This window comes from Pseudomonas sp. FGI182 (assembly GCF_000511325.1).
Lineage (GTDB): Bacteria > Pseudomonadota > Gammaproteobacteria > Pseudomonadales > Pseudomonadaceae > Aquipseudomonas > Aquipseudomonas putida_Z.
Genome location: NZ_CP007012.1, coordinates 3,872,113 through 3,888,807, shown reverse-complemented (window position 1 = coordinate 3,888,807; position 16,695 = coordinate 3,872,113). Strand labels below are relative to the sequence as shown.

The 16,695-nt window shown below is 59.2% G+C and carries 13 protein-coding genes; all 13 read right to left on the bottom strand.

The window, feature by feature from the left end:
* Positions 1-12: 12 nt before the first annotated feature.
* Complete coding sequence (locus tag C163_RS17140) at positions 13-4,659, bottom strand: RHS repeat-associated core domain-containing protein (protein WP_025339905.1); 4,647 nt, start codon at positions 4,657-4,659, stop codon at positions 13-15.
* Positions 4,660-4,711: 52 nt separating this feature from the next.
* A complete protein-coding gene (locus C163_RS17135) occupies positions 4,712-5,143 on the bottom strand; it encodes a DcrB-related protein (protein ID WP_025339904.1) in 432 nt (143 codons plus the stop codon).
* A 48-nt stretch (positions 5,144-5,191) separates the two neighbouring features.
* Positions 5,192-7,177 (bottom strand): type VI secretion system Vgr family protein, encoded by a 1,986-nt coding sequence (locus tag C163_RS17130; protein WP_025339903.1) that lies wholly within the window; start codon positions 7,175-7,177, stop codon positions 5,192-5,194.
* 73 nt (positions 7,178-7,250) lie between these two features.
* Positions 7,251-7,766 carry an Hcp family type VI secretion system effector gene (locus tag C163_RS17125; RefSeq protein WP_025339902.1) on the bottom strand — a complete coding sequence of 172 codons (516 nt, stop codon included), beginning with the start codon at positions 7,764-7,766 and terminating at the stop codon, positions 7,251-7,253.
* 134 nt (positions 7,767-7,900) lie between these two features.
* Positions 7,901-8,770 (bottom strand): type IVB secretion system protein IcmH/DotU, encoded by an 870-nt coding sequence (gene icmH, locus C163_RS17120; RefSeq protein ID WP_025339901.1) that lies wholly within the window; start codon positions 8,768-8,770, stop codon positions 7,901-7,903.
* Position 8,771: 1 nt separating this feature from the next.
* Positions 8,772-10,109 carry a type VI secretion system baseplate subunit TssK gene (tssK, locus tag C163_RS17115; protein ID WP_025339900.1) on the bottom strand — a complete coding sequence of 446 codons (1,338 nt, stop codon included), beginning with the start codon at positions 10,107-10,109 and terminating at the stop codon, positions 8,772-8,774.
* 52 nt (positions 10,110-10,161) lie between these two features.
* Positions 10,162-10,956, bottom strand: coding sequence for a type VI secretion system lipoprotein TssJ (gene tssJ, locus C163_RS17110; RefSeq protein WP_025339899.1), 795 nt, complete (start codon positions 10,954-10,956; stop codon positions 10,162-10,164).
* Positions 10,953-11,510: an FHA domain-containing protein gene (locus tag C163_RS17105; RefSeq protein WP_025339898.1), complete on the bottom strand. Its 558-nt coding sequence runs from the start codon at positions 11,508-11,510 to the stop codon at positions 10,953-10,955. Before C163_RS17105 ends, tssJ begins: the two co-directional genes overlap by 4 nt.
* Entirely contained in the window at positions 11,507-12,523 is a 1,017-nt protein-coding gene (gene tssG, locus C163_RS17100; protein WP_025339897.1) for a type VI secretion system baseplate subunit TssG, read from the bottom strand. The genes C163_RS17105 and tssG overlap by 4 nt, the downstream gene beginning before the upstream one ends.
* Complete coding sequence (gene tssF / locus C163_RS17095; protein ID WP_025339896.1) at positions 12,487-14,253, bottom strand: type VI secretion system baseplate subunit TssF; 1,767 nt, start codon at positions 14,251-14,253, stop codon at positions 12,487-12,489. Before tssF ends, tssG begins: the two co-directional genes overlap by 37 nt.
* A gap of 3 nt (positions 14,254-14,256) precedes the next feature.
* Positions 14,257-14,667, bottom strand: coding sequence for a type VI secretion system baseplate subunit TssE (gene tssE, locus C163_RS17090; protein ID WP_025339895.1), 411 nt, complete (start codon positions 14,665-14,667; stop codon positions 14,257-14,259).
* The gene (gene tssC, locus C163_RS17085; protein ID WP_025339894.1) at positions 14,664-16,154 is read right to left on the bottom strand and encodes a type VI secretion system contractile sheath large subunit; all 1,491 of its coding nucleotides are present in this window, start codon (positions 16,152-16,154) and stop codon (positions 14,664-14,666) included. The genes tssE and tssC overlap by 4 nt, the downstream gene beginning before the upstream one ends.
* 17 nt (positions 16,155-16,171) lie before the next feature.
* Positions 16,172-16,675, bottom strand: a complete 504-nt coding sequence (gene tssB / locus C163_RS17080; protein ID WP_025339893.1) for a type VI secretion system contractile sheath small subunit — start codon at positions 16,673-16,675, stop codon at positions 16,172-16,174.
* Between the last annotated feature and the right edge of the window lie 20 nt (positions 16,676-16,695).

The following is a 16,695-nucleotide window of genomic DNA, read 5'->3' as shown; positions in this document are numbered from 1 at the left end:
TGGAGTGCTCTGCTATTTGCAAATACTTGGGATTTTCTGAGTGGGTGGGGTGTGTGGGTGAGCCATGTTGTTAAGAGAGGGAAGTTTGGTTGGTGATGTGACCCCTTTACTTTCTAAATAAGCCCCTGCTTGAGCAAGATATGCTGGACGGTTACGGTTTTTGTCTGAGATGCCAGGATCCACGTTTCCTCTAACTCTACCTGTTCCACGGCCAAGTACGCCATTCTCGCGACTACCAATATCTTCTATCCCCCGGACAATGTCTCTTCTCGTGCCGACTGGTGTGACCTGGTGAATTGTATCTCCAGCTTGGAAGCGGTATCCATCGATACCTTTGTTCTTACTATGGCGCCGCGCTACGGTCTTTAGGGTTTCTTTATCAGATGCGCGCCCATGGTAATATGGGCCACTACTGTCGACTAGGACGTAGTTCCAGTCCAGACCAAGTGGGTCGGTATAGGTAGTCGGATTCGGTGGGTATGGATAAAGATTGGTGTTACCCATGAGCCCGATAGGATCCGGCTGTGTGAAGCGACCAAGATCTGGGTCGTAGAGTCTGAAAACATTGTAATAAAAAGATATTTCAATATCTGCGTACTGGCCTTGATGTCGAAGATTTTGTTGTCGTCTTTCTGCTAAGCGGTGCCACTCGCCATGTGTCTTGCCCCAGCCATGATAGTCACTTCGCCACGTGATATCCCCATTGCTATCGGTTAGTTGTTCAGGAAGTCCTGCCAAGTTGGTGTGAAAATAGTGGATATCCTCTTGGCTAGGACTTCCATCTATTCGCGCCAATGGCTCATAGCCGTTCGTGTTGGCATAGATGAAAAGACTGTACATACCACTCTGTATCTCCTGCAGCAGGCGGAACCCTTGCCAGTAGAACACTACCTGTTGGCGTGGTTCTGAGTGTTCGCCTTGGTAAACCTTCTTGCTGATTCGTCTTCCCAGAGGATCGTAACGAAACACAACACGTTCGCGCTCACCGCTGCGATACTGGTCTACGCAAATCAGACGTTGTTCAGCGTCGTACTCGAAGTACTGTACCCAGTTACTCCCAATCCTTTTCTCGCACAATCGCCCAAATCGATCATAGCGATAGCGTTTGTCCTGATAGACCAGTACACGGTTGTGTTTGATCAGGCCGTTGAGCTTCGGCCCGTCGAACAGGTTGCCGGCCTTGTCATATTTGAAATCCTCAACCTGTGTCGCTTGCCAGTTGGGGCGAGACTGCTGAGTACTCTGCAACTGCTCGTTCGGATCGTAGCCATACCGGTTGCTACCGGTGTAACTCTTGCCGGTGTGTGGGGAGCGATGAAAATGGCCGATGATCTGTTCAAGGTGTGCGGCGTCTTCAGTTGCAACGTCGGCAACACCACGACGCTGGGTTTGGGTCAGAATCTCAGCAATCAGGTTGTCACTAGCATCGTAGCGGTAGCTCTTCTCAAGTAACGGCAGCATTTCAACCGGGGCATCGCGATAGTGGATGGTCTTGCTACCCAGACGGCCGCTCTGGTCATAGCGGGTGCGAGTGATGAGACTTCCCTGAGTACGTAGCACTTCGTCGTGCACCGCATCGCGCTCGAAGTCACTGATGACCCGGCCGTTCAGGTTGATCTGATGAAGGTGCCCACTGCCGTAGTGCAGGTAGTTCAGTTGTCGCTGGTCAGGCAGTGTCAACGTCTGCAGATTGCCCAGTTCGTCATAGCGGTATTGCAGCAGCCCGGCACTGTTGGTTTCGCTGAGCAACTGCCCGTTCGCGTCATAGGTGTAATCAAGCTGCTGTTGCTCACCCTCGTTGTCCGTGAACGTGATGGACAACAGGTTGTCGGCGGTGTCGTAGCTGTAGTCGGTGATGCCATCCTCGGTGCGTTTGCTCAGCAGGCGGCCAACGGCATCACGTTGGAAATCATGGCGAATCGAAGTGGCCCGTGTCGGCGGGGCGTTGTCGGAGAGGGGTGGCTGTTCGTATGAAGAGGGGACATGGGTTAGGCTGGTGACACCGTCGAGTGTGTCGTACTCGTATATCCGGCCACTTCCATCCAGATCTTGTTGTGCCACCAGGCGGTCAAGTTTGTCCCAGCCAAACGTGTAGGACTCTTCATTCTCGTTGGTGAGTTGCAGCAGGCGACCATAGGCGTCGTAGCGAAACTTCACGCTGTACCCCATGGCATCGGTGCGTTTGACCAGGCGGCCGCTGCGGTCATAGCGAAACTGCAAGATCTTTTGCGCGGGATCGATGTAGCGCGTCAGCTGGCCGGCGGTATCAACTTCGTAGCGGTCGATACGACCATCGGGTCGTTCGCTTTCTATGAGATAGCCGCGAGCGTCATAGCGGAAGTGGGTCTGCTCTCCGCGGGCATTGATGCTTTCGCTCAGGCGGCCATGCAAGTCGTAGTGGTACAGCGTCTGGTTGTTACTGCAGTCGCGATAGCTGAGCAGCTGGCCACGGGTGTTCCAACCCAGGTGCTTGGTCTTTTCGAGGGCATCGGTGACGCGGGTAACACGACCTTCCGGGTTGTATTGATACTGCGTGCTCCGGCCCAGTGGGTCCTGCTCCCACAGCAAATTGCCATGAGCATCGTAGCCGTAGCGCCGGGTACGTCCTGCTCCGCCTGTGACCTGAACGGGCAAAGCCCAGTGGCGCAGATAGCTTATGCGTTCGCTTCGCCCAAGCGGGTCACGTGTCTCGATCAGACGCCCGATATCGTCATAGCTGTATCCCCACTCGCCGCCCTGTGGATCAGTTCGTTTGACCAACTGGCCGGCGACGATCTCTGCTTGCCAGCAGTTCCCAAGTGCATCGACATGCTTGTAAACGTCGTACAGCGGGCCCCAGAAATAGCGGTCTATACGTCCCAGTCCGTCTGTTACGAGGGTTTCGCCTTCTTCGAGGTTGTACTCGAACTTGTACTCCTCCCCATCGCTGCCCCAGTGACGAACCACCCGCCATTCGTGATCAGGTTGCGGCTCAAGCAAAGGCGGCAGGCGATAGGGTGTTCCGTCCGCCCGTCTTGGTGTAGGACGTTTTTCAGGAATGGTGTAGCGTGCCCATTCGTACTCGCGGACGGCGCCGCTGGCCAGTTGGTGACGCTTCAGATAGCCCTCTTCGGTATAACCGAAGTTACGCACCACCTGACCTGTCGCATCCAGGACTTCCTGCAACTGCCCACTGTCGGTATAGCTGTAGCTGACCAGCAGCTCGTTCCGCTCGATAGCGGGCTCACCGTTGTTTGACAGGAAGAGCCGCGACACCTTGCATACGCGCCTTGCATGCGCAGCATCATAATGAAGCTGGACAACCGTCTGGCCGTACTTGTCATAGAGTGCTTGAAGGCGACCTTGTTTGTCGTAAAGCACATCTATGTAATTGAGATTGCGGTCGCTCAGCCTGATGAGTCTTGAACGACTGGGCTCGTGCGGGTCGACATCAAAAACCTTGTAGCGCCCCTCATGAATGTCCTCGACAACTGTTTGGCCATCCTCCAACTGGAAGAAAGCCAAGCCGTCCACAACACTGACAAAGGCATCGCCGGCGCGCAGGCGCCCGAGTTCCAGGCGATTGCCTTCTTCATCGACGTAAATCCACAACTCGCCGCCTTCAGGATGCGGGACGCGGACCAGTTCAACCTCATAAGGAACACTCCAGCCCTTTCCGAACAGGCCGCCGGTGCGTAAGTCTCTACTGTCGTAACTACGAGCCCATTGGATTCCCAGCAAGCCAGGTAAGTTGAAATCAACATCCTCCGGACCGTCCTGGAACTTGCTACCCGTGGCGACCGCAACGGGGTTGCCCAATTTACAACCTTTGATGCGCCCAAAACGTCGTGAAATGAGTATCCCCGCAATGATCCCGGTAAACATCGCAACCTTGCTCTTGCCATTGCGAATATCCCGAACCGTCGCCGTCCCGCCGCCAATGCGTACATTCGGCGATACCTTCTCATTCACATCGATCGTGGCGTCGCAGGTGGTCTTGTCACCCGATCGCGCTGCAGGCTGGCCGTTGATGAAGACTTTGTCCGACCCTTGCGCAATATGGTTTTCGGGCAAAGGCGGGTGGCGGCTGCATGAAATCTTGTCCTGCTCTTTGGATTCCGCGCCAGGGTCCTTTGGTGTAGTGACGGGCGGGTTGAAGATGTCGCGTATCGCCATGCCCAGCCCCACCACCGGGAACAGGTAGGGCACCGCCGCCATGGCCATGGAACCCACGTTCTCCAGAATCGAAGGCTCTGCTTGCTCTGCGTCGGCCGCTCCCCCTCCTGGCGGCCCTGTGATACCGGCTGCGCGAGCGGCGGGCTTGCTGTTGACGAACACGTTGTGTGACCCGCTTTCGATCTTTCCATAGGGGTCGGGTGCATCCACGCTGTTGCCAAGGCTGTCGCAAAAGCGGGAGATGGCATCGCCGACAGTCTGGTCTTCACCGACCGAAAGGGTGCTCATCGCACCGACCGCCACCCCCGCAACGGCGGCGATGGCGATGCCAGCTGCGCCCCCCGTCGCGACAGTACCGACAACGGCCAGGCTGATAGCGGCAGCCACGGCGGCGGTGGCTGCGGCATAAATGACGGCCTCTGCAACTGCACTGACCATTTCGGCGATCAGGGACGGATGCAGGATTTCATCGCCCATGCGGGCGGCGTGAACGATCTGCGCCATGGCTTGCAAACTCCAAAAGTTCTGAATGAGGTTGACCTGGGTGGTGAAGGGGTCAGGTGAACCGGAGCTGTTGTTTGATTGCGCGCCAGTGCTCGATGTCGTCGCTGCTCAAAGGGCTTGGCTTGCTGTAGTTGATCACCAGCAACCGGTGCTGACCTGGAATCATGCAGGCGGCCTGGAGCTGGAAATTGGGCTTGTCCCCCACCTTGAATTCAATGGCCATTTCGCGGGCTTCGACGGAGTGTTCACCGCCCCCCAAACGCGCGATCTTCGTGGGTGTGATGGTCATTGCCCCGGACTTTTTTCGCAGCATCCGCAGTTGGTCATCGATGGCTTGGTCCAGGGTCTTGTCGTTGGCGACGGGGCTGCGCGCCATTACCAACGTGGTGTCTCGGGCACGAAAGCGCAGCATGTTGAGCGTGAGGTCTTCAGGTGCTTCCTCGCCTAGATTGAGGATCAGGTCGTGAGTCAGGTATTCCGTCATTGCGGGAGTCCTTTCAGGAGGTCTTTACGTACGGGCAAGTGCAAGCAGCTACTTGAAATGCCCATCCACATCAGCTTTCAGTGCACTGCTATCGCGTCCATCCGCTGCGGCACCTGCCGCTCCGCCCTCAGGGTTGAGGTCGAGCTTCGCTGCGGGCGTGTTGATCTGTCCGGTCTGTTGCCCGGTGAGGTTGAAGGTCTCGCAGGTGATATTGAGCGTGCCGTTGGCCTGCATCTCGATCAGTGTCTTGCCGCACTTGAGGCGCAGGGTGTTGCCTGCTTCGATCTCGTAGTCGCCGGCGATGAGGTCGTTTTTGCCGCCGCCGACTTTCAGCGTGTCGTTGGCCTTGACGACGCGCAGGCGATTGCGTCCGATGGCAACGGACTCGTCCTGGCCAATGCTCTGGGTGCGATCAACACCGACGGTGAGAGACTGGTTGTTGTTGACCTGGGTGTTCTGGTCCTTCTGGGCATGGATGAACACCTCTTCCTTGCCCAGTTCGTCCTCAAAGCGCAGCTCATTGAAACCATCGCCTTTGTGGGTCTGGCTCTTGATGGTCATGCGGGTCTTGTGGTCGGGCAGGTCGTAGGGCGGGAGCTGATCACCACAGTAGGTACGCCCGGTAATCATCGGCTGGTCGGGGTCACCGTTGACGTACTGGATGATCACGTCCTGGCCGATGCGCGGGATCGCCATCGAGCCCCAGCTGCCACCGGCCCAGCCTTGCGACACACGCACCCAGCAGGAGCTGAACTCGTTGTTCTGGCTTTCACGGTCCCAGGGAAAGCTGACCTTCACCCGGCCCCACTCATCGCAATAGATCTCTTCTCCCTTCGGGCCGACTACGGTAGCCATGTGCGGGCCGTCGATTCGCGGTTTTTCCAGTGGGGCAGGGCGCCATTCGGTCCGACCGGGGACCAGCACTGCGGTCTGCTCGTAGCGCGTGCCTTGTTCCACACCTGCGGCTTCTTCCTGCAGGCTGGTGAACTGGATTCCTTTGTGGGTAACCGTGTTCACCCGCCAATGCGTGTTGAGGTCGTCACGTGGGTGACCTGTCAAGGTGAAGCTCAGGCCCGGTTGCAGGCGAACATCGTCACCCTCAACCTCTGCAATACGCACATCGTGGCGCAACGCAGTGATGCGGTTTTCAGTGAACGGCTTGCCTACCGCATCGCGTTTGTAACGGCCTGGGTAATCGAAGAATTCGTACTCTGTGGACTGATGCTCCAGGAAGGGCCCGGCAGCTCTGTGTTCCTGGCGGTAGGCCGGGTTGGTAAAGGTGTAGTCGCGCTGAACCTGGCGAGCGGTGCGCACCTGTTCGCTGTAGCGCAAGCGGCGAAGGCACGGCATGGCTTGATCGCCACCGCTGTTGGCTTGGTACAGCACGCTGTCAGGGTCTACAGGCTCGTCGGCATCAAAGAAGCCCTCGTCGTCATCCTCGGCCTTGATGGTCCCATGGCTGATCAAGCCGAATGATTGCAGCCGATCGGCAATGATCAGCTTGTGCAGCTTTTCACTGTGCGCAAAGCGGTAGACGAAGCCTTCTTCAGCAGCCAGGCGGGTGATGAACGCCAGGTCCGTCTCACCGGCCTGAACGCAGAACTCGCGGACCTGATGGTCCATGCTGGCGCGCAGTTCGTACTGGTTGATGCCCTGGCGCTGGAGCATCAGCTCGAGAATTTGCGGGACGGTCTTCTGCTGGAAGATGCGCCAGTTCGAGCGCAGGTCGGCCCGGGCCAGCTGGGGCTCGACCAGCGCGTGATAGTAGGTGCGGTAGAAGCCGCTTTCAGCCTGGCTGAATCGGCTGACCAGGCCATGCACGTAACGCACCGGGCGTTCGCCGTTCCAGATGGTAAAAAGTACGGGCTTGTCGAGCAGGTGGCCGAAGTCGATATCGTTTTCGAAGCTGATGAGTTTCAGCTCCAACTCGAAGGGCATGCTGATCCCCTCTCGGAGTTCGAACGACACCACTTCGAATTCAGCTTTTCCAACTAAAGGCTGGAAGCTGTAACGCAAATCAGATTGGCTAGGCATAAGCAATCCTTGTCCGCAGTCTGAAGTAATACAAAGTCCGGGCAGATATACCCACCCGGAGCATTCGTAAATATCAGGCGGCGGGTGCGCGCCAGTCGTCAGACCCTTCGGTATTGGCCACATCGTGCGCCCAAGTGATCTTTCGATAGGTCAGCGCAACCTCGATCAGCTGCGTGTAGTTTTCGTTCTCCTTGTCTTGAGCGTGGGGTAACACGGTGTTGATGCTGACGATGGTGGCGTCTTCGAGTTTGGTCGTGAAGAAGTGCTCCTGTTTGCCTTCCATCGAAGTGCGGTACCAGTTGACTTCAACGGTCGGCAGCATTTCGCCAGTGGCCAGCGCTTGATACATCAGAGGCGTGGCCTTGTTCAGCGAACTGGTGAACTTGAGCGGCTTGTGCACGCGCTGACCGGTGGGTTGGCCGTTCTGCGGGTCAGTAGGCGTGGTCACCTCATGCTGGATTTCCTGAACCAGGATTTCATCTTCATGGCCTTCCTGGTAAACATTGCCGACGGATTCAGCGGTAAATGCGCCAGCAGTGATGTTGCCTTGAGTTTGACCAATGATCTTGATGTAAGCGGGTGTTGGCATGGCAGTTTCTCCTGCGTCCATGTGGATATAAACACGCGCACTCAGGGTGGCGTGGCCATCGGGAGCGATGGGCTTGTCAACGAAGCAAACGCTTCGCTAATTCCTTGAAATCAGTTGAGCCGTGTGTGGGCTCGCTACTGCTGCAAGATGCCGTTCAGCGACTCCAGCACCTCGGTGGTGATGAGGTGCAGCCGGTAGCTGTAGATGCCGTAGGCCACCGCCATGGCGAGGGCGGAAATGACCAACGGGCTCCACCACGGCCATTGCCGGTTCATGCGGAAGTTGCTTGGGGCGACGTTGGTGTACGGGTCGCAGACGGTCTCCGGAGTCGGGCCGCGTAGTTCTCGGATAATCCCGTGGAGTTGGTGTATCAATGCGTTTAGGGATTCTTCGCCCTTCGGCGCGATGGCGTACTTGCCCTTCAAACCGAGGCAAAGCGCGAAGTACATGAACTCCAGCACGTCCTGGTAACGTTTGGGTTCCTGCATGAGGCGCGACAGTACGGTGAAGACTTTCTCTCCACCCCAGGTTTCGTCGTGGAAGATGCTGAGCAGGGGCTCCTGGCTCCAGCAGCTGGTTTTACCCCAAGGCCTGTCCATGACAGCTTCATCGATGAAAAGGCAAAGACCGTATGAGTACGCCAGCAACTGAGCGGGCTCGTAGCCGTGCTGGCGCATCTCTTCCCGTACGTTTTCGATCTGGTTGCGCACCTGCTGGTGCACCTCCTTGATGTTGGGCAAGGCATCCAGTGTGCGCAGGCGTATCACCAGGCCGAACAGTGGCGCGGCTGCATCCAGCATCAGGTTGTCGTAGCCGCCACGTAGCTGGAAATCTGGGTCTGCCGGGTAGCCTTCATACACCGGCTCTGCCTTTGGCGTTCGCTCAGCGTCATCAGCCGCTGCTGGTGCGGGTGAGTCGTTGGACAACGACGCCTCGAGCATCGCGTGCAGTTGCTCGCTTTCGACCTGTTCGGCATCAGTTGGGGGGCTGTTTTCTTGTTTCATCTCATTCACTCCTGATCGCCCAGAACTGCAGTTCCAGCCCCGGGAACTCCCCCGCGACGTGGATACCGAAGCCACTGGATGCCTCCATGCCCGCCCAAGCCGGGGAGCGACGGTCCAGCTCGAAGTAGGTGAAGCCTGCATGGAAGGGCAGATCCCGAGGCGCCACGGGCAGCGGCACCAGTGGAATCCCCGGAAGCTGCAGCGGCACTACTTCGTTCAACGACTCCAGCGAGACGACCTTTGCCTTCTGCACGAACATCCGACGCAATGTCTGAGGCGGCATGTGGGCTCGCACTGCCAGAATGAAGTCGGCCTCGTCGATCAGGCGCCGATCCTCCAGCGTGGTTGTCAGCAAGCCGTACTCCAGCGTCTCCAGCGGCAGCGAAACGGCGCGGGGTTGCAGCACCGTGCTCAGTGCTCGGCGTAGCGTGTCCTCCAGCGGCTTGAAGGAGGTGCGCAGCGCGGTATGGTGATAGGCGGGGTATTCCTGTGGCAGCCGGCTCTCGTCGGTAAACGTCACGAACTCGCCACAGGCCTGGCTCATGCACAGGTACAACTGTTCGGGGTGGGTCTGCCCCTGTCTGGCCAGATGCTGGAAGCATGGCCACCAGCGGTTCATGGCCTGCAGCAGATTGAAGTCGCGAATGTCGGCGATGCCGGACTGCCCTGAGGCGCCAATACGGGCGGCGAGGTTGCGCGCACGTTCGCGCAGGGAGTTGGTGATTTCTTCCAGATACCGTTGCAGCGCGGGTACGGCGCGCACTGAGACGCTGGTGGGATAGAAGCCTTCATCCAGTTGCAGGCTGCCATCGGGGCGCCGTTCCAGAATGCGCGTCACGGCCAGGCGGGTGTAGGCGCTGCTGTCGTCGGCCTTGCGTTTGAGCTGCAGGTTGGGCACCGCCAGGTCAACCTGCACCAGGTCACCGTCGGCGCTGTGCGTGTCCTTGATTTCCAGGGCCTGGGCGCTGTAACGGAAGTTGGCGGGGTTATCGGGCCAGCTTACTTCACGGCCACCTTCGGTGCGCAGCGGCAGGCACAGGTAGATCTCGCTGTCCTTCGCGCCGTCGTCTTCGATTTCCAGCGGTGGCGGTGGTGGCAGGTCTGCAGGGATATCGAACACCGTGCCGTCCGGCATGATGCCCCGTGCACGGGTGATGGCGACCTTGCCCAGGCTCAGATACTCGTCGTTCAACTGCAGCTCGCTGAAGCCATAGAAGGCTGCGTTCAGGCTGCCAAGACGTTGATGCAGGGCCGCTTCGGCGGCACGGGCGGCCTGTTGGAAATGCTGCGGTTTGACGAACAGGCCTTCCGGCCACAGCACAGGGTTACGTGAACTCATGAGCGCTCCATGTCAGCGTGAGTAAGCGAGAAGGGCAGGGTTACAGGCGCCATCAGTCTTCCTCCTTGAGCAGGAGCTGCGTGTCGTTGAGCAACACCGACAGGATGATCTGGTGCCCGCGGGGCGGAATGCGCAGCACCTGGCTCCAGGTGGCGTTTTCCTGGTTCCGGTAGTCGGCGATCACCGCGACGAAGCGCGTTTCGGCCTCGATGGGCGCAAAGGGGATGAACTTGAACTGGCCAGGGCGCAGCAGGTAATCGTCATCGCGTATGTAGGTGCTGCGCAGTGCCTCGGCAGGGTCCTTGTCCAGCAGTTCGTAAACGCTGTTGCGCAAGAGAGAGTCGTCGCGCAGTTGCAGAATCTTCACGGCCATGGGCGTAGCGACGGGCTCGGCGGCCACGGTGGTGGTGCGCGGCAAGGTCAGCACCACGGTCGGGTCGTCGTAGCTGCCCGGGGTACTTTCTTCCATGGGGGAGCGCGCCGGATCCTCGCCATCGTCAACTGGCGAATCGACGGGTGACATGGCCGGGAATTGTTCCTGCAGGTACTCGAACAGGGTCCCGACTTTCTCGGTCAGCACGTAGGGGTCGCCTGCACTCAGGCTGACCGCGTAAGGGCTGGGCTCCACAACCGGCCCGGGCTCGGGCGCCACCTCAAGGCTGTTCGGGTTGCCATTGAGCGTTGGGCTGGCGTTGATGCTGAACGCGACCTGGGTGGGGTGTTCCCCGGGCGGTCCGACGGGCAATGACGGGTCCATCACCACCTGGCCAATCTTGCTCAGGGACGTGCAACCCGAGAGCCCGATCAGCGCCGTCAGCAGGCCGGCCACGCATGTTGGACGCATCATGGGCGTTCTCCTGCAATCAGGCGTTCCAGTGGGCTCTGCTGCGCTGGCGCTGCCTCTGTGTCCAGTGCCGCCAAGGGGTCGTTGCCCATGCCCGGTTCGAATGCCGAGCAGATGTCCGCGACAGTCTTGGGGGCGGTTGCAGCGGCATGACAAGCCTCGGGTGGAACATCCAGCAACCAGTGATCAAGGGTTGTCTGTTCAGGGCTGAACAGGTCCTCCAGTGAGCGTGCATCGGCCTGCGCAAGCTGGGCCTGCAGCCGATAGGCGCCAATGCGCAACTGGTCACCCTCGAGCAGCCGCCTGGCGGTAAGCGACCCCAGGCTGTGGAGGCTGTCGTTCAGGTAGGTACGCTGACAGCGATCGATGACGCAGAAGCTGCCCTCGATCCAGCGGATCTCGCAATGGATCGGTGCAACGGTCTGGTCACGGTCGTTGATTTGCCAGGTGGCCTTCGCGCTACCGATGGTGCCGCCTGTGCAATCGAACTGATGTCGGGCAGTGACGTTGTGTTGCAACTGATCCAGGTTGGTGATGCTCAAGGTCAAAATGCTCATGAGCGCCCCCGGAACCGCACCACAGGGCTGCTCAGGCCGTGACGGTCATCGACGAAGCTGGTCCAGCCCAGGTAGGCACCCAGGCTACGGTGCAGGCAGAAGGGCGGCAGTGCGTTCTGCTTCAGGCGCAGCTCCAGGTCGTAGGCCAGGCCATCACGCAGCAGGAAGTCGATCAATGCCCGTAACCGGCCGAAGTTGATGCCGCTGGGCAGCAGGTCACGCAATTGCGCTGGGTCGAGTTCGCTGATCACGATGGTGAACTTGCTGCTGCGTGTTCGCGTGCGGCTGCCCACCATGAAAGTGCTGCCCAGTTCGCCGTTGCTGCGGCCAAGGCTGACCAGTTGCCTGGCGGCAGTGGGGACCGAGCGGGTTTCGAACTCGCGGATCTGTACCTGCTTCAAGTCGAAGCAGTGGGCGATGATGCCGGCGACCGTGCCCGGCGCACGGCTGCGGCTGGCAATGACGCCGGCGAAACTGAGCAGCCGGCTCCACGGCAGTGCCGTGTCCCCGCGCAACTGTCTGTCATTCAACCCGAGCAGGGCAAAGATGTACTGGGAGAACCCATCGGTAGCTCCCGGCTGAAAGCGGATGTAGTAGCGATATTTACGCCAGATACGATGCAGCAGGCTGAGCAGGTAGTGGTTGAAGAAATCGAAGAACGCCGGCCGCACACCGATGCCCTGTGCATGCTCGTATGCCACCTGCTCCAGGTAATAGGTGGGCAGCGGCGAGTCGGTGCCATGCAAACCCATGAAGGTGGTGCACACGCGATAGCGGTCAGCTTCCCCGGGCATGCGTTCGACCTTGGATATGTCGGAAACCGGAAAACTCAGCCGCGGGTCACTGGCAAGCCGCACCCTCAGCCGGGTGGCCTGATCTGGCCAGCGTGGTTCCAGGTCATCCCCGTGCAAGCCGTGCAGGCGTTCCAGCAACTGGAAGAAGTTGTACTGGTGCGCCTCGGCGAACAGCTTGTCGGCTAGATCAGCGGTTGTTTGCCGGTCTGGATTGGCCATGTGTAGTGCTCGTTGTTGGTGGTGTTGATCACTTCCAGTTGGTGGAAGGAGTTGATGCTGGCGTACAGGGCGAAGAAGTGCGCGAGCACGCAACCGAACAGGTACAGGTCGCCTTCGCAGAGGAATGCGCTTTGATCCAGCTTCAGCTGCGTGCGCAGCCCACGAATGGGCTGGCCCTTGATCAGCCAGTCCAGCGGCTCTGTTTGCACGTCACGGATGCCATCGAGGCGTTTGCGGGTGGTGCGTGTCTGCTGGATGTCGTGCAAGGCCGCGAAGTCGTAAGCGCGGATGACCGCTTTCAGCGGCTCGGCCGAGAGCAGCGATAGGTAGTTGAGCGACATGTTGGAGATCAGGGCCCACTGCAACTGGCCATCCAGCACCGGCCGGTAGGGGCGGGTGGGGGCGCGGATGTTGGTATAGGTGGCCAGGGGCGGCGTGATCTCGGTGAGCACGTTGATGTCATCGATGCCCAACGCCAGCGGCAGGTCGCGGTTGGTGCAGGTCAGGTCGATGGACGCTGTTTCCAGCTCGCCGATGTAGGCGTTGGCATCGGCGCGCACGAAAGCGATGCGATGGGTGACGCCATCGCCGCGCAGGGAGTCCTCGAGTGTGTAGCGGTAGTACAGCGCCGTGCGCCCTTGCACATGTTCGATCTCATGGGCGAACGACTCGAAGGGGCGGAAGGTTCTCAGGTGCTCGCCGGTACTTCCGTCAGTCGTGGTGCGGGTGCTGATGACCCGATCGACACTGAAGATTTCATAGGCGTGCCGCTCCTTGCCTCTGGGCACAAGCTCGACCTGGGCGGGCCGGTTGGACAGGTCGATGGGCTCGGCGCTGTGGCTGAGCAGGTTCACTGCCGGGGTGCAGAACAGGCTGAAGTCTGCTTTGCCGATACGCAGCGAATCCGGTAACTGTCGGGTGAAGTGAAATTCGAGGCCGACCCGCTGAGTCGCTTGATCAGGCCAGATTTTCTCCAGGCCGGTGACGCTGACGAAGTGGAAACGCTCGGGAAATACGAAGTACTCCTGCAGGATCCGGTAACCGTCAAAGACGTTCTGTGGGTAAGGCAGCAGCGCTTCGTCCGGGCTGAAGCCTGGGAACACGATGCTGCTGGCCGGCAGCCGGCGTACCCCACCATTGACTGTCACGCAGACATGCTTGAGGTATTGAGCTATCCACAGGTACAGCGTGCGGGCAGTTTGGGTGTCACCGCTCAGGTGAAAGTCGAGGCTGGCGCAGCCCAGGGTATTCAGCGGCCGCTCGACCAAGGTTTGCAGGCCGATGTGAACCACCGAACTGTCGAGTGTCTGGGTTGCGTTCACCGACTCGATCTCGAACGGGTGAATGTCCACCGCCGTGCAGGTGCGGAATTCGCAGGGCACCCCATCCACGGGGCTGGAGAACAACCGCGAGCCTTTGGCGATGGGTTGCGACTGGCTGAGCGCTTGCTTGCGCGGCGTGAACTGGATGATCGTGGCGCTCGGCAGGGGCCGCAGGTAGTTGGGCCACAGCAACTGCAGCATGGGGTGCGTCAGCTCGGGCAGGTCGTCCTCCAGCTTGAGCCGCAGTTTGGCCGTGAGGAATGCAAAGGCTTCCATCAGGCGTTCGACATCCGGGTCGCTGCCACCCTTGCCGAGCAGGCGGGCAAGTTGTGGGTTGTCCTGGGCGAAGTCGTTCCCCAGTTCATGGAGGTAACGCAACTCTTCGCTGAATCGGTCCTTGAGTGACATAGGTCACCTCACTCGGGTGTGGCGGTTATGGCCATTGACCAGCAGCTCCAGTTGCAGCTGCTCCGTGTGGTTGTTGACCTGCACGTGGCAGTCCAGCCTGAAATGCAGTTCCAGCGGGGCATGGCAATCGGGGACGGCCTTGAGCGCGCGCACATGCACACGCGGCTCAAAGCGCTGAATGGTGCGGCGGATGTCCGCGCTCACCTGTTTCAGCAGGTCGCCACTGCTTGCGTCGTGCCCGTTGAAGTCACTCAGGCCCAGCTCAGGGCTGCTTTGCGAGCAACCCTGGCGAGCATTGAGCAGCGTTTCCAGGTGGCGCTTGATGGCGGCGAACTTCTGGGTAGCGTTCTCTTGCCTGGAGGGCACCCGGCTTGCGAGTTGATCCGTCACCAAACGGTCGAAAAATCCACTCATTGGGTATCAAGCCGACCGACCAGGGAGATCTCGAAATTCGCCCCCATGTACTTGAAGTGCGGGCGCACGGCGAGCGAGACCTGATACCAGCCCGGGTCACCGGCAACGTCCGACACCTCGACCCTTGCAGCACGCAACGGGCGACGGCTGCGCACATCGGCTGACGGGTTCTCCTGGTCGGCGACGTACTGCCTGATCCATTTGTTCAGTTCGGACTCAAGGTCCTTGCGCTCTTTCCAGCTACCGATCTGCTCGCGCTGCAGCACTTTGATGTAGTGGGCCAACCGGTTGACGATGAACAGGTAGGGCAGCTGGGTGCCGAGCTTGTAGTTGGTTTGCGCTTGCAGGCCTTCCGGGGTCTTGGGGAAGTTCTTCGGCTTCTGTACCGAGTTGGCCGAGAAGAACGCGGCGTTGTCGCTGTCCTTGCGCATGGTCAGGGCGATGAAGCCCTCTTCGGCCAGCTCGAACTCCTTGCGGTCGGAGATCAGGACTTCGGTCGGAATCTTGGCCTGCAGCTGACCCAGTGACTCGTACAGGTGCACCGGCAGGTCTTCGACGGCACCACCCGACTGCGGGCCGATGATGTTCGGGCACCAGCGGTAGCGGGCAAAGCTGTCATTGATGCAGCTGGCCAGCAGGAAGGCGGAGTTGCCCCACAGATAGTTGTCGTGCCGCCCGGCGATGTCCTCGTCGTAGGTGAAGCTCTGGACCGGGTTTTCTTGCGGGTGATAGGCAGAGCGGAGCATGAATCGCGGCCCGGTCAGCCCGGTATGACGGGCATCCTCGCTTTCGCGGAACGCACGCCACTTGGCATGCCGGGGGCCGGCGAAAATGTCCTTGATCTCCTTCAGATTGGGCAGCTCTTCAAAGCTGCTCAGGTTGAAGAACTCAGGAGAGGGCGCCGCGAGAAAAGGGGCGTGTGCCATGGCACCGACCGAGGCCATGTAACTCAGCAGTTTTATATCGGGAGAAGAGGGGCCGAAGCTGTAGTTGCCAACCATCGCTGCAACGGGTTCACCACCAAATTGGCCATAACCTGCGGTGTAAACATGCTTGTAGATGCCGCTGCAAGTGATATCGGCGGCATTCTCGAAGTCATCGAGCAAGTCATCTTTGCTGACATGCAAGACTTCGAGCTTGATGTTCTCGCGGAAGTCGGTTCGGTCGACCAAAAGTTTGAGGCTGCGCCACGCGGATTCAAGTTGCTGGAACTCGGGCTGATGCAGGATGGCATCCATCTGCCTGCTGAGCACCCGATCCAGTTCAGCGATCATCTGGTCGACGCGATGTTTGTTGATGAGTTGATCAGGGTCATGGCTTTTAAGGATTTCGGCGATAAAAGCAGATACACCCTGGCGAGCGACTTGATAGCCCTCTTGAGTAGGTACCAACTTGGTTTCTGCCATGATCTGGTCGAGCAGGGTGGCGTTGCTCAGTGTTTCGGTTGTTGTTTCAACCGCGACGGTCGTGCTGTTTTGCTTTGGCATGGGGACGCTCCGTTGTCTCAGTCTTCTTTTGGCGCCTCGAGCACCAGGTCAAGTTCTTCTGCCAGTTGTTTGCGTGCCTGTTCGTTGTTCAGCAGGTGCTGCAGTTGCTTGCGGAACGTGGGCACGTTGCCCAGTGGGCCTTTCAGTGCGACCAATGCCTCGCGAAGCTCCAGCAGCTTGTTCAGCTCCGGTACCTGGCGGGCGATGCTGTCTGGCCCGAAATCGTTGATGGACTTGAACTGCAGGTTGACCGCCAGCTCTGCGTCGGGGGCAGTGCTGAGCATGGATGGCACGGACATGGCGAGGCTGACATCGGCGTCGTTCAACACATTGTTGAAACTGTGTTTGTCGATTCGCATGATCGAACGGTCTTCCAGCGCGCGGGCATCATCCAGGCCGAAATCGCCTAGGACCAACATCTTGTGCGGCAGCTCTACCTCGGCTTGTTCGCCGTCGGTGGCCGGTACGTACTTGATGTTTATGCGTTCTTTGGGTGCAACGGAGCCTGAGCTTTTACTCATGAGTTTCAGCCTTCGTGAAG

Bases quoted from the DNA above. Each gene is read 5' to 3' on its own strand.
- C163_RS17140 (WP_025339905.1), bottom strand. From the start codon at position 4,659: ATGGCGCAGATCGTTCACGCCGCCCGCATGGGCGATGAAATCCTGCAT.
- C163_RS17135 (WP_025339904.1), bottom strand. From the start codon at position 5,143: ATGACGGAATACCTGACTCACGACCTGATCCTCAATCTAGGCGAGGAA.
- C163_RS17130 (WP_025339903.1), bottom strand. From the start codon at position 7,177: ATGCCTAGCCAATCTGATTTGCGTTACAGCTTCCAGCCTTTAGTTGGA.
- C163_RS17125 (WP_025339902.1), bottom strand. From the start codon at position 7,766: ATGCCAACACCCGCTTACATCAAGATCATTGGTCAAACTCAAGGCAAC.
- icmH (WP_025339901.1), bottom strand. From the start codon at position 8,770: ATGAAACAAGAAAACAGCCCCCCAACTGATGCCGAACAGGTCGAAAGC.
- tssK (WP_025339900.1), bottom strand. From the start codon at position 10,109: ATGAGTTCACGTAACCCTGTGCTGTGGCCGGAAGGCCTGTTCGTCAAA.
- tssJ (WP_025339899.1), bottom strand. From the start codon at position 10,956: ATGATGCGTCCAACATGCGTGGCCGGCCTGCTGACGGCGCTGATCGGG.
- C163_RS17105 (WP_025339898.1), bottom strand. From the start codon at position 11,510: ATGAGCATTTTGACCTTGAGCATCACCAACCTGGATCAGTTGCAACAC.
- tssG (WP_025339897.1), bottom strand. From the start codon at position 12,523: ATGGCCAATCCAGACCGGCAAACAACCGCTGATCTAGCCGACAAGCTG.
- tssF (WP_025339896.1), bottom strand. From the start codon at position 14,253: ATGTCACTCAAGGACCGATTCAGCGAAGAGTTGCGTTACCTCCATGAA.
- tssE (WP_025339895.1), bottom strand. From the start codon at position 14,667: ATGAGTGGATTTTTCGACCGTTTGGTGACGGATCAACTCGCAAGCCGG.
- tssC (WP_025339894.1), bottom strand. From the start codon at position 16,154: ATGCCAAAGCAAAACAGCACGACCGTCGCGGTTGAAACAACAACCGAA.
- tssB (WP_025339893.1), bottom strand. From the start codon at position 16,675: ATGAGTAAAAGCTCAGGCTCCGTTGCACCCAAAGAACGCATAAACATC.